Origin of the sequence: Pseudomonas sp. RIT-PI-r (assembly GCF_001297015.1) — a bacterium.
In the GTDB taxonomy this organism is placed as follows: Bacteria; Pseudomonadota; Gammaproteobacteria; order Pseudomonadales; family Pseudomonadaceae; genus Aquipseudomonas.
Genome location: NZ_LIGE01000036.1, coordinates 292,377 through 305,307 on the forward strand (window position 1 = coordinate 292,377; position 12,931 = coordinate 305,307).

Annotated in this window: 10 protein-coding genes, 6 tRNA genes and 1 pseudogene; 6 read left to right on the forward strand and 11 right to left on the reverse strand. The window is 58.0% G+C overall.

Annotated features, from left to right (window positions below):
- The first annotated feature begins 75 nt into the window (after positions 1-75).
- The 4 genes from AK821_RS21765 to AK821_RS21780 all read left to right on the forward strand — a co-directional run bounded on the left by AK821_RS21765 (position 76) and on the right by AK821_RS21780 (position 4,132).
- The gene (locus AK821_RS21765) at positions 76-702 is read left to right on the forward strand and encodes a hypothetical protein (protein WP_064391542.1); all 627 of its coding nucleotides are present in this window, start codon (positions 76-78) and stop codon (positions 700-702) included.
- Positions 703-794: 92 nt separating this feature from the next.
- Positions 795-1,565, forward strand: coding sequence for a 2OG-Fe(II) oxygenase (locus AK821_RS21770; protein WP_064391543.1), 771 nt, complete (start codon positions 795-797; stop codon positions 1,563-1,565).
- 1 nt (position 1,566) lies between these two features.
- A complete protein-coding gene (locus AK821_RS21775; RefSeq protein WP_064391546.1) occupies positions 1,567-2,205 on the forward strand; it encodes a LysE family translocator in 639 nt (212 codons plus the stop codon).
- 187 nt (positions 2,206-2,392) lie between these two features.
- Positions 2,393-4,132 (forward strand): dipeptidase, encoded by a 1,740-nt coding sequence (locus AK821_RS21780; RefSeq protein WP_064391548.1) that lies wholly within the window; start codon positions 2,393-2,395, stop codon positions 4,130-4,132.
- A gap of 140 nt (positions 4,133-4,272) precedes the next feature.
- Here the strand turns inward: AK821_RS21780 and AK821_RS21785 are convergent.
- From AK821_RS21785 to AK821_RS21810, 6 genes are all read right to left on the reverse strand, one after another.
- Positions 4,273-4,348: transfer RNA gene (locus AK821_RS21785), tRNA-Gly, on the reverse strand.
- Positions 4,349-4,353: 5 nt separating this feature from the next.
- Positions 4,354-4,426 (reverse strand) — tRNA-Glu (locus tag AK821_RS21790).
- A 57-nt stretch (positions 4,427-4,483) separates the two neighbouring features.
- A tRNA-Gly gene (locus AK821_RS21795) sits at positions 4,484-4,559 on the reverse strand.
- 3 nt (positions 4,560-4,562) lie between these two features.
- Positions 4,563-4,638: transfer RNA gene (locus AK821_RS21800), tRNA-Glu, on the reverse strand.
- Between the two features lie 104 nt (positions 4,639-4,742).
- Positions 4,743-4,818: transfer RNA gene (locus tag AK821_RS21805), tRNA-Gly, on the reverse strand.
- Between the two features lie 2 nt (positions 4,819-4,820).
- Positions 4,821-4,896, reverse strand: a tRNA-Glu gene (locus AK821_RS21810).
- A 384-nt stretch (positions 4,897-5,280) separates the two neighbouring features.
- Between AK821_RS21810 and AK821_RS21815 the strand changes: the two genes are divergently transcribed.
- Positions 5,281-6,039, forward strand: a complete 759-nt coding sequence (locus AK821_RS21815) for a hypothetical protein (RefSeq protein WP_064391550.1) — start codon at positions 5,281-5,283, stop codon at positions 6,037-6,039.
- 233 nt (positions 6,040-6,272) lie between these two features.
- Here the strand turns inward: AK821_RS21815 and AK821_RS31430 are convergent, their stop codons facing one another.
- The 4 genes and pseudogenes from AK821_RS31430 to AK821_RS21830 form a co-directional block, all read right to left on the reverse strand.
- Entirely contained in the window at positions 6,273-7,154 is an 882-nt protein-coding gene (locus AK821_RS31430) for a methyl-accepting chemotaxis protein (RefSeq protein WP_371920187.1), read from the reverse strand.
- Positions 7,134-8,240, reverse strand: a pseudogene (locus tag AK821_RS31435) (HAMP domain-containing protein); the annotation flags it as partial. The pseudogene AK821_RS31435 and the gene AK821_RS31430, both read right to left, overlap by 21 nt.
- A 108-nt stretch (positions 8,241-8,348) precedes the next feature.
- Positions 8,349-9,743, reverse strand: a complete 1,395-nt coding sequence (locus AK821_RS21825) for an aminotransferase-like domain-containing protein (protein WP_064391554.1) — start codon at positions 9,741-9,743, stop codon at positions 8,349-8,351.
- Between the two features lie 190 nt (positions 9,744-9,933).
- Positions 9,934-10,695 (reverse strand): SDR family oxidoreductase, encoded by a 762-nt coding sequence (locus AK821_RS21830; protein WP_064391556.1) that lies wholly within the window; start codon positions 10,693-10,695, stop codon positions 9,934-9,936.
- Between the two features lie 237 nt (positions 10,696-10,932).
- Here AK821_RS21830 and AK821_RS21835 point away from each other — a divergent pair, with 237 nt between their 5' ends.
- Positions 10,933-11,937 (forward strand): NADP-dependent oxidoreductase, encoded by a 1,005-nt coding sequence (locus AK821_RS21835; RefSeq protein WP_064391557.1) that lies wholly within the window; start codon positions 10,933-10,935, stop codon positions 11,935-11,937.
- Between the two features lie 126 nt (positions 11,938-12,063).
- Here AK821_RS21835 and pyrF read toward each other — a convergent pair whose 3' ends face one another.
- A complete protein-coding gene (gene pyrF, locus AK821_RS21840) occupies positions 12,064-12,762 on the reverse strand; it encodes an orotidine-5'-phosphate decarboxylase (RefSeq protein ID WP_161806667.1) in 699 nt (232 codons plus the stop codon).
- Positions 12,763-12,931: the final 169 nt, after the last annotated feature.

Genomic DNA, 12,931 nt, shown 5'->3' on the forward strand with positions numbered 1-12,931 from the left:
TGATGTTTGAACGGATTATCACGTTATTACACGATTCATATAATAAAAATAGAAACTTTAATAAGGGCATGGAATATGACGCTTCGCCTCTTTTTCCATAGTGATGACCTCAAGGCTAATGTGGAAGTCCTCGACTGCACGCCCCACGAGCATGAATTTTCCGTGGTATTGCGCGCCACGCTGTTCCATCCGCAAGGCGGTGGGCAGCCCTGCGATACCGGCTGGATCGGTGAAGCCCAAGTGCTGCGCGTGGTCCAGGAGCCAGACCGCATCATTCACTTTGTCGACAGACCGGTAACGCTTGGCATGACCGCTATACGGATTGATGAAGAGCGCCGCCGCTTCAACACCCGCATGCATTCGGCCGGACATCTGATCGGGCACTTTATCCAGGCCATGGGCTGGATGCCGGTCAAGGCGCACCACTGGCCGGACGAAGGTCGGGTGCAGTTCAAACCTGGCGACGCCGCTCAGGAAGTCGAAGCCCAAACCGTTCAAATCGGCATTGAGCAATGGATCGAACACGATCTGCCACGCCTGATATCCCTGCGCGAAGGCGCGCGGGAAATCGGCTTCGGTGAACTCCCGGCCTATGGCTGTGGCGGCACCCATGTACGCAGCCTGAAGGAACTTGGCACAGTCACGATCGCGTCCCTTTCGCAGAAGAAAGGCACGTTATCCGTCCACTACCGCGTGGATTGAGCATTCCCGGACGCTGCCCTCGCGCAGCATCCGGCGCCGGGGGAACCGCACTCGCAGGTTCCGTTGACTATCGATAGATGGACCTAAATAACATGATGCTAGACGTCGAGCGTCTCGATGAGACGTGCATAAAAAAACTGGCCAACGAAGAAGTCCTCGCCATCCGCGTCAAAGGCTTTCTGCCGGAGCCGCTGGCGATCGAGATTGGCGACAAGATCCTGGCTCCGGGCTTTGAGGGCTACATCAACGCACCCAGCATCGGCCGCATCGGCATGGCGTTTTATGAAGCGGAAAACCAGCCGCTGCTGATCGAGGACTACTTCGAACGCGCCACCAGCAACATCGCTGAATTGCGCAATCGCTGCGCGCCCTACTCTTCGCCGGTCGACACCTTGCGCTGTATGCTCGACGAATCATGGCCGGCGGGGGCGCATCTGGAAAACCTCTACGGCCGCAAGATGTACGTCGGCCTTTCGCGCGTGGTAAAGCCCGGAGTGTGCTTCCTTGCCCACCACGACATCTTTGCCAAGGATGCGCCGGACAGTTTCCAGGCCCGCAGCCTGGAGGCGCAATTCGCCTGCAACGTCTATCTGAACATGCCAACCGACGGCGGCGCATTGCAGATGTGGGACGACAACATTACTCCCGACCAATTCGACGAGATGCGCGGCGACAGCTACGGCATCGACCCGGCGCTGCTCGGGCCGCCAACCCTTGAGGTGCGACCGCAGCCCGGCGACTTCATCATGTTCAATTCGCGCTGCATGCACTCGGTGACCCCGGGCGTGGCGGACCCGCGCTTGAGCCTTTCCTTCTTTGTCGGCTATCGCGGCAATGCTTCACCCCTGACCTTCTGGAGTTGAAATGTATTCGAATTACCTGGGCGAGTTTCTAGCGCTGGCTACTATCCACTTTCTCGCCGTGGTCGCCCCCGGCCCGGACTTCGCAGTGACCATCCGTCAGAGCGTACGCTTCGGCCGATTGGTGGGGATCTGCACGGCGCTGGGCATTGGTGCGGGGATTTCCGTGCACGTGCTGTACACCCTGCTCGGTGTCGGCGCATTGATGCACACCACCCCGTGGTTGTTGACCGTGGCCAAGGTAGTCGGTGGTGCTTACATTTTGTATCTGGGTGTCAGCCTGATCCGCAGCAAACCGAAAACCACCCTTGAAGGCGAAAAAGCCGCCGATGAACCGTTGGTGGAACAGTCGTTGTTCAAGGCGTTCAGCACAGGTTTCCTGACCAACGCTACCAACCCCAAGGCAACCCTGTTCTTTCTGGCGATTTTCACCACGATCATCAGTGCCAGCACCCCCCTGCAAGTCCAGGCGTTCTATGGTTTGTGGATGTGTTTTGTGAACGCGTTGTGGTTCGTGATCGTCGCGCTGTTTTTCTCCAGCAACAAAGTGCGCTTGCTGTTCATGCGCATGGGCCATTGGTTCGAACGCAGCATGGGAGTGATCCTGATTCTGTTCGCCGGGCGCTTGATGCTGTCGATGTAAGCGACAAAAAAGTCCCGGCAATCGCTTGCCGGGACTTTTTCATTTCTGCGCCTCTTTTGCGTTTCTGTGCGACAGATCAAGTTTCAGGACTCCCTGGTTACTCGCCCACAGTGTTAGTTTGCAAAATGTTTCTGACGCAGCAGACAGAAATATCTCTCATCAATTGCCCGCAAGGAAAGCCTCCGTAATGGATTTCTCCCTCAAGCAACTGGCCGCCGCTACCCTGATGCTGGCCAGCCTCGCGTCATTCACCACCGCCGCTCAAGCCAACATCACCCCGCAGCAGAGCGCGGTCATCCTCAAATCCTTCGACGACAAAAACGTCACGGATTTCCGCGAGTTTCTGGGCAGCCTGGCCAAGAGCGACATCGCCAAAAGCGATAATCTCGGTCCGGCCATCAGCGCTTTCCTCGACAATAAAACCCTGACCGCTGAGCAGCAGAACGAAATCCATCGTCTGCTGGGCATCTACACGCGCGTCAAATACGGCAAGGCCGCGCTGCAAACCCTGCGCGAACTGGTCGAAATTCCAACCTTCCAAAAGGAAGGCGTCGCACAGCACGACAACCCTGAGTTCATCAAGATTGCCGGCAAGATCCAGAGCCTTGCCGAGTCGTTCAATCTGAACTTCCGCAACATCGACAACCGCGTCTACGAAATTTCCCTGGAAGGCAAGGGTGACGAAGTCGTCGGCATCCACGCACACGCTGACGTGGTGCCAGTGACCCCGGAAAACTGGGTGCTCAAGGACGGTACCAAGCTTGATCCGTTCAAAGTCACCCTGATTGGCGATCGCATGTACGGTCGCGGTACCGAAGATGACAAGAACGGCATCGTCGTTGCGATGTACGCAATGAAAGTGATCAAAGAAGAAAAACTGCCATTGGCGCGCAACTTCAAGCTGCTGGTCGATACCACCGAAGAAACCACCGGCGACGCCATTCCCTATTACTTCGAAAAAAACCCCACGCCGGCCTACAACATGGCGCTCGACGGTGGTTACCCGGTGGTGATTGCCGAAAAAGGCTACGGCACCGTGATGGCCAAATTTGCCAAGCGCACAGCTGAAGGCAAAGGCGCAGAGATCACCTCGATGACAGGTGGCCTGGCCACCAACCAGATACCGTCAGCCTCGGTCGTGACCCTGGTGACCGACAAGCCTGGCGAACTGGCAGCAAGCCTGCAAAAAGCCGGGACTGAATACGCCAAGCACAACGGTAGCGACTTCCAGGTCACCGCCAAGGTTGAAGGCAAAGACGTCAAACTGACGGTCACCGGTGTTTCCGCGCACTCCTCCGAGCCCGAGTCAGGTGTTAACCCGGTCGCCCGGATGCTGAGCTTCATCAATGGACTGGACGGCAAAGTGCCGCTCAAGCACAACCAGTTCACCGACGCTGCACGTTACGCTGCGGATAACTGGGGACTAGATTATCTGGGCAAAAAACTCGCCGTGGATTTCTCCGATTCGTTCATGGGGCCGCTGACCACCTCCCTGACCTATGTCGGCGAGGATGACAAAGCCTTCAAACTGGCGGTCAATCTGCGTGTACCAAAGGGCAAATCACCAGAGAAGCTCAAGGCTGAAATCGCCGACAAGCTCAACGCCTGGACAAAGAAAACTCACGTAGCCGTGGACTTCGATTACTCGGTCGCCGAACCGATGTACCGCAACCCGGAAGGGGAATGGGTCAAGGCATTGCTGGCAGTGTCGACAGAAAACCTCGGTATGAAGCACGAGTTCGGTACCTCTGCCGGTGCGACGTCGGTGCATGAACTGCCTAACGGCGTGCAATTTGGCTTGGCGCGTCCCGAGGTGAAATACACCGGGCACACCGATGGCGAGTTCAAGACCGTTGACCAGTTCTTGCTGGACCTGCAGATCGTCACCGAAATGATGGGGCGCATCGGGCAATTGCCGAAGCTGTGATCGATCCTTCGAACCCGGTCAGCGCATGGCCGGGTTCTGGCAGACGCAAAAAAGGACCGCGAAGGTCCTTTTTTATTGGCGACGACAAATCGCGCACAAACAAAAACGCCGATCATCACTGATCGGCGTTTTTGTGAATATGGAGCGGGAAACGAGACTCGAACTCGCGACCCCGACCTTGGCAAGGTCGTGCTCTACCAACTGAGCTATTCCCGCAAGGGCGCCCCCTAGGGGACTCGACCCCCTGTTACCGCCGTGAAAGGGCGGTGTCCTAGGCCACTAGACGAAGGGGACACAGGCTACAACTTTCACTAATAAAAACGCCGCTCACTGAGCGGCGTCTTTAGAATTTGGAGCGGGAAACGAGACTCGAACTCGCGACCCCGACCTTGGCAAGGTCGTGCTCTACCAACTGAGCTATTCCCGCAAATGGCGTCCCCTAGGGGACTCGAACCCCTGTTACCGCCGTGAAAGGGCGGTGTCCTAGGCCACTAGACGAAGGGGACACGCTACCCGGAACACATGGTGTGTGTTTCGGTGTCCAGATCCGTATCCGAAGACTTGGTTCTGGTTTCACTCAGCCCCGCCCGAAAGCAGTGCTGTTTAAAATTGGAGCGGGAAACGAGACTCGAACTCGCGACCCCGACCTTGGCAAGGTCGTGCTCTACCAACTGAGCTATTCCCGCATTGGCGTCCCCTAGGGGACTCGAACCCCTGTTACCGCCGTGAAAGGGCGGTGTCCTAGGCCACTAGACGAAGGGGACACACTACAACATTCACTTCCTGCCGCGCTTCGCTGTGTGCTTTACGCTGCAAGTGGCGCGCATTCTATGGATGGATTGAGAGGTCGTCAACCCCTTGATATAAATTTATTTAAATCAATGACTTCGACCTGCTTTGCAGCTGCAATCCGGCTTTTCCGTCGTCCGACGATTGACGCCTATATTCCGCCACTCGCCAAGACGTTATAGTCCACCGCACAGTGATGGCAATCTGAACCCGTAGCGCCAGCATTCATATAAGCAGCGCGCGGCCGATACAGATTGAACCTGCCGAACCAACCAGTCGAGCGGCGCTAGGCGGTTAAATGCCCAGCCACTACACTCGCATGCGAACCCTATAAAGAGGTCTTACCGGTGACACCACTCATGATCACCCTGCTAGTCGTAGCCGGGATCGCAATTCTGATCGCCATTGGCTACATGAACCATGTGGTGGAAAACAACAAACTGGAGAAGGCCCGCACCAAAGTCGAACTCAACGACCGCCTGCGTCGTTGCGGCGAACTGACCGAAACTTTCCCCGGTCAATTCATGACCCCGGCCTTGAAGCTGCTGCTGACGCGCCTGGAACTCAACGTTTGCCAGCGCCTGTTGAGCCTGGAAAAAACCAGCGCCACTACCAAGGCACGCATCACCGAACTGAGTGGACTGGTCGCCCAGGGCGAGTCGATCCCGGTCAACAACCCACCAGCACCGATCATGACCGAAGCCAAGGCCAAGGACGTACGCTTCCTCCTCGAAGCCCTCCACGGCCAAATCACCCGCGCCGCCCACGACGGCTTTCTGCCACCAAACGAAGCCAAACACTGGGTTCGTGAAGTGCGCCACATCCTGGTGTTGCTGCACATCGAGTTCTTCAACAACCTCGGCCAACAGTCCCTGCAACAAAACCAGCCCGGCCAGGCTCGCCTCGCCTTCGAACGCGGCGTGCAATACCTGCGCAAACAGCAGGATCCACAGATGTATGCAGAACAACTGCAATACCTGGAAAAACTGCTCGCTCGCGCCAACGCCCAGGTCATGGACAAAATCGCCCCGGTCGAAGGCGAAGAAAACCAACTCACCGCCGGCCTCAAAGACGTCGAAGCGGATGCAGACTGGAAGAAAAAAGTGATCTACGACTGATCGTCGATGCAGGAAAAGAAGCCACCGCCGAGGTGGCTTTTTTGTGGGTGACCGATGAGGATCGGGTGAATGGACGACCGCCATCGCCAGCAGGGTGACTCGCCGTAAGGGCGAAACCGCCAGCCGCAGCAACCGCAGAACCGGACACTCACCCAAAACCCCAAGAGCATGGTCGGCCCAAAGGCCGCCAAGCCCAAAGCGTCAAAGCGTCAAAGCGTCAAAGCGTCAAAGCGTCAAAGCCGAAAATGCCCAACCATCCCGCGCAACTCACTCCCCAACTGCGCCAGCTCAACACTGGAAGCCGCATTCCCGCGCATCGCCATCGATGACTGATCCGCACTGGCACGAATACTCGTCACACTTCGATTGATCTCCTCTGCCACCGAACTCTGTTCCTCCGCTGCCGCCGCAATCTGTTGATTCATCTGCTGTATCAATGAAACCGCTGCCGCAATACTCCCCAATGCACTTTCCGTCTGCAGTGCATCACTGACCGCAAGCTTCACCAACTCACCACTGCTCTGAATCTGCTGCACCGAAGCATGCGCCGCCGCCCGCAAGGCGCTGACCAACCGCTCGATCTCCTCGGTCGATTGCTGTGTACGCCGTGCAAGCGCGCGAACCTCATCGGCCACCACCGCAAAGCCCCTGCCCTGCTCACCGGCGCGCGCCGCTTCGATTGCCGCGTTGAGCGCCAGCAGATTGGTCTGCTCGGCAACACTCTTGATCACCTCGAGTACCGTGCCGATATTCTGAATCTCGGCACTGAGACTCTCGATGCTGGTACTCGCAGAAGTCGCCGAGTCCGCCAACTGCTCAATGCGCGCCATGCTCTGACGCACTACCTGCTGACCCGTCTCGACTTTGTCATCCGCCGTCTGCGCCGCCAACGCGGCCTCTTCGGCATTACGCGCGACATCGTGAACAGTCGCCGTCATCTGGTTCATCGCGGTGGCAACCTGTTCGGTTTCCTCCTTCTGACTGCTGACTTCAAGATTGGTCTGCTCGGTCACCGTCGACAGCGACTGCGCAGAACTGGCCAATTGCTCGATGCCGGCCTGCAAGCCGCTGACAATCGTGCTCAGTCCTGCGCCCATCTGCTGCATCGCCAACATCAACTGGCCGATTTCATCCCGGCGCGTCACGCCAATCGTCGCGCTCAAATCACCGGCGGCAATCTGCTGGGCCACCTGAATCACGCTGCGCAACGGCGAAACAATCAGCCGGGTTATCACCCAGGCTGCGATCAACCCGACCACCAGTGCCAATGCCGAAGAGCCGATAATCAGCAATGAATTCTTCTTCAGTTCCGCCTGCATCGCGCCATCTTCAGCGACATACGCCTGATCCACCCGCTCCATCACTTGCGCGGCACGCTGGTGCAATTGTTCGTAAACGGTTTTTTCCTGCGCCAGCAACCCGGTGTATTCGGCCAGTTTGTCGTTGAACCCGGCGATGTGCCCGGACACCTCATTGAGCACCGTCAGATACCCCTCATCCTTGACCGTGGACTTCAGCTCTTCGGCTTGCGCCTGCGCCTGCGCGGCCTGCTCGATATTGCCCTTGCCGGCACTGTCGGCATCGCCCTTGCGACTCTGATCGAGACGAATCCGTGCTTCGTTCATGGCCTGCAACATCAAGCGTGATACCTGGCTGACCTGACTGGCCTGCTCGATAAACTGCGCACCGTCCTTGCCCTCGGTGTCTTTCAAGGTATAGGCGCCATCATCGGCCAGTCCGGCCTGCAACACATCGAGGTTGTTGGCCACGCTGGACACCGACCAACTGGCCATTTCCAGCGCGAGATCCTTGGCCTGGGTCAACGAGACAAACTCGTCGAACGCCTTGCGATAGGCATCAAGCGACTGTTCGACATCACTCATCACCGGTACATTCGCCGGCGACTGCGCCTTGAGCTGGTTGGCCAGGGCAATAAGAGCAACAACACCTTCGCGCAAGGCATCGGCGGTTTTCGGATTGTTGCGCAAGGCGTATTCCTGCTCCAGCAGGCGTACGTTGAGCAGGCCACTGTTGAGCGAAGACATCTGCTTGAGCCCATTGAAACGCTGACTGATGGTTTGCAGGGACCAGACACCCATTGCTGCCACCAGCGCGGTCAACAGCAGTACGAGCACAAACCCGACACCCAGTTTTTTCGCCATACCGAGGTTGGCAAAACGTCCTTGCACGGCCGAAATCATTGCGCGAAGCCCCTTGCCAAAGTGTGTGGACGAAGATTCGCAATGGCCATGGACCGGCACAAGTCTCTGGCGTCGGAATAATGGCAAAAAGCTACGCCCGCGTCGTTTTCAGAACGCTTGAGGTCGATCCACGCGGGTGCTGCGGAAAAACTGCCGTGCACGGGGGTCGCAGGCGTATGCGACGTTGATACGCTGCCACTCGCACACCTCGCCACCGGGACTGAATGCTCCCGACGCGGCAAGCGATACACCACTGCCCAGCGCCTGTCGACGCAATCGGGCAGGATCGGCAGATGGCGAACGCGCCCAGATGAACAAGCCACCGCACGGTTTTCCGAACACTTCCCACTCGGCGTCTTCCAGTACTTGCAACGCGGCTGCACGGTCGACACTCAAGCGCTGACGCTGACGATGCACCAGCTTGCGATAGGCGCCACTGGCAAGGAGACGAGCCAGTACCGCCTCATTAAAGCCTGAAGACCCCGCACTGCTGATCATCTTGATCCGCGCAAGCCGTGCGATCAGCTCAAGATCGGCGAAAACGAAGCCCACCCGCAATGAGCTGCTCAGGGTTTTTGAGAAACTGCCGACGTAAATCACTCGTTGATCAAGTGCCGCCAACCGTGTGCCATTGCCATTATGCAAATCGGCGTAGACATCATCTTCGATCACGCGCACATCACCGGCATTGCACAGCTGCAGGACCTGCCGGGCTACGGTCGGACTCAAACAGGAGCCGGTGGGATTGTGATGATGACTGTTGATAAACATTGCCACTGGCCGGAACTGCTCCAGCACGCGCGCCAGCGCGTCGATGTCAGGCCCGTTCGGGGTGCGGCGAACTTCGAGCAAGTGCACGCCGTGCAATCGCAAAAGATCGAACAGCTGCACATGTCCCGGGTTCTCGACCACCACGTAATCGCCAGCCTTCAGCAGGGCGCGCACAATCAGGTCAAGGGCTTGAGTCGCACCGCAGGTGGTCATTATCTGCGCGGCGCCAGCCTGAACATTGATCATTTTGAGGCGTTTGACGATCTGTTCGCGCAGCGCCGGCAGCCCCAGTGGCGTGCTGTAGTTGAACAGACTGCTCATGTCGGTGCGAGCGACCTGACCTATCGCATAGCTCAAGTCATCAGACTCACGCCAGTTTTCAGGTAACCCGCCATCGCCGAGATTCAACGTGCCCGGTAAACCGCAAACACTTCCCGCCTCTGGCCGAAGCCGATCGATACTCGCCGGTACAGGCGTATTTATCGCACGGCGAGGCGCTGCTGCCACCATGAATCCCGAACCTTGGCGCGGCGCCAGAACGCCTTGTGCCACGAGTCGATCACAAGCCTGAACCACGCATGACTGACTGAGCAAATTGCTGCGTGCGATTTGCTGTACTGAAGGCAACCGTGTGGCAGGTGGCACATCACTTCGCACGATCCAGTCGATCACTCCGTCAACAATCTGCTGTACGACTGGCACCATTGCCTGTCGGTCAATTCTCAATTCCATGAGCACGCAAACTCCTGTCCGTTTTGCTGGCGGCAGTAAATCACAGCCGCGCCGGACAGGCTGTGCGACAACGCCGCCAAAAGCGACCGTTCTAACCATTTGATACACATTGTTTAAGGGGCTTCACGGAACTGAACGTGATCCACAAAAAAGCCCGCAACGAATGCGGGCTGTCTTTCCTGCGCTCTGTTCAGAATGCGGTGACACCGCCATCCACAGCCAGCGAGTGGCCAGTGGTGAATGCCGCACCGTCGCTGCACAGATACAACACGGCACTGGCGATTTCCTCGACTTTGCCAATGCGGCCGACCGGGTGCATGGCGTTGGCGAACTCAGCCTTTTTCGGATCGGCCTCATAAGCGCGACGAAACATGTCGGTATCGATCACCGCCGGACACACCGCGTTGACGCGGATTTTCTTCTTCGCGTATTCGATGGCGGCCGATTTGGTCAGACCAATCACCGCATGCTTGGACGCCGCATAGATGCTCATCTTCGGCGCCGCGCCCAGCCCTGCCACCGAGGCGGTGTTGACGATCGCTCCGCCGCCCTGCGCCAGCAACAGCGGTAGTTGATACTTCATGCACAACCAGACGCCTTTGACGTTGACCCCCATGATTGCGTCGAACTCATCCATCGAGCCGTCGGCCAGTTTGCCTTTTTCAATTTCGATGCCGGCATTGTTGAAGGCATAGTCCAGACGGCCGTAGGTATTGATGACCTCGTCCATCAGATTTTTCACTTCGCTTTCGATGGTCACGTTGCAACGCACAAAGTTCGCTTCGCCACCGGCTGTACGAATCAACGCGACCGTGCCCTCCCCCCCTGCCGCGTCCAGGTCGGCGACCACCACTTTCAGGCCTTCGGCAGCGAACGCCTGCGCGGTCGCACGACCGATACCGTTGGCCGCGCCGGTGACTACGGCAACCTGACCGGAAAACGTCATGCTCATTGTTGTGTCCTCGAAGGGATAGATGCAGGGGATGTGTGGCATCGCAGCATAGCCATTGAGGCCGGCCACGCGTCAGCACTATCCAATGGCTGTTTATGTGGCCATGCATCGCAGTGATAAAACTGTGCGGGTGATCATCACTGCATTGGATCGGCGTGCATTCGCCGCGTCAGCCAACCTTGCGAGATCGGCGCTGAAGGTCTATCAACAAGGCTTCATTCAATTCGAGTGCCTGCCATGACCTCCCAGACCAATCGCCAGTTCCTGCTCGCCAAACGCCCGGTGGGCGCCGCGACCCGCGAGACCTTCACCTATCAGGAAATACCGGTCGGCGAACCGGCGGCGGGACAGATTCTGGTCAAGAACGAATACCTGTCGCTCGACCCGGCCATGCGTGGCTGGATGAACGAGGGCAAGTCCTACATCCCGCCGGTTGGAATCGGCGAAGTCATGCGCGCACTGGGCGTAGGCAAAGTCGTCGCCTCGAACAACCCAGGGTTTGCCGTCGGGGACTACGTCAACGGTGCCATTGGCGTGCAGGATTATTTCCTCGGCGAACCCAGAGGTTTCTACAAAGTCGATCCGAAACTGGCGCCGCTGCCAGTGTATCTGTCCGCGCTGGGCATGACCGGCATGACCGCTTACTTCGCCCTGCTGGATGTCGGCGCGCCGAAGGCTGGCGATACCGTTGTGCTTTCAGGCGCGGCAGGTGCGGTAGGCAGCATTGCCGGGCAGATCGCCAAGATCAAAGGCTGCCGCGTGGTGGGAATCGCCGGCGGTGCCGACAAGTGCAAATTTCTCATTGATGAGCTGGGCTTCGACGGCGCCATCGACTACAAGAACGAAGATGTGATTGCCGGCCTCAAGCGCGAATGCCCGAAAGGCGTCGACGTGTATTTCGATAACGTCGGCGGTGACATTCTCGACGCAGTGCTGAGTCGCTTGAACATGAAGGCGCGTGTGGTGATCTGCGGCGCGATCAGCCAGTACAACAACAAGGAAGCGGTCAAAGGCCCCGCCAACTACCTGTCGCTGCTGGTCAATCGTGCGCGGATGGAAGGCTTTGTGGTGATGGACTATGCCGCGCAATACGCCAGCGCCGCGCAGGAAATGGCCGGATGGATGGCCAAGGGGCAACTCAAGAGCAAGGAAGACATCGTCGAGGGCCTGGAGACCTTTCCAGAGACGCTGATGAAACTGTTCAGCGGCGAGAATTTCGGCAAGTTGGTGTTGAAAATCTAAAATCCCCAGAAAACAAATGTAGGAGTGAGCCCTGCTCGCGATAGCGGTGTGTCAGTCAACATTAACGTTGTTTGACACACCGCTATCGCGAGCAGGCTCACTCCTACAGGGTTTCGCGGTGTCTGATCAGGCGATTTCGGCTACAACCGAAGCCAATGCCTTGGCCGGATCCGTCGCCTGGCTGATCGGACGGCCGATCACCAGATAATCGGAACCGGCATCCAGTGCCTGACGCGGGGTCAGAATGCGGCGCTGATCGTCCTGCGCACTGCCCGCCGGACGAATCCCCGGGGTCACCAGTTGCAGCGATGGGTGTGCGGTTTTCAGTGCAGTGGCTTCCAGCGCCGAGCACACCAGGCCGTCCATGCCAGCCTTCTCGGCCAATGCGGCCAGACGCAGCACTTGCTCTTGCGGTTCGATGTCCAGACCGATACCGGCGAGGTCTTCACGCTCCATCGAGGTCAGTACGGTGACGCCGATCAGCAATGGCTGCGGGCCACTGCGCTTGTCCAGCACTTCACGGCAGGCGGCCATCATGCGCATACCACCCGAGCAATGCACGTTGACCATCCACACGCCCATCTCGGCAGCGGCTTTCACGGCCATCGCGGTGGTGTTGGGAATGTCGTGGAATTTCAGGTCGAGGAATACTTCGAAACCCTTGTCACGCAGGGTGCCGACGATTTCCGCGGCGCAACTGGTGAAGAGTTCCTTGCCCACTTTGACCCGGCACAGTTTCGGGTCCAACTGGTCGGCCAGCTTCAGTGCGGCGTCACGGGTGGGGAAATCCAGGGCGACGATGATAGGAGTCTGGCAGGCGGACATGAATGGGCTCTCAGGCAGGTCGAAATCGGCGCGCATTGTAGCGGAACCGGCGGCGGCGCGGCACCCGATGATCGGTAAATCGTCGCGCTGACCATGATCAGCATAGCGTCCGCTGCTATTGTGTCGACTCCGATACACAACCGACATGCCGCCAACACGCGCCCGCGCT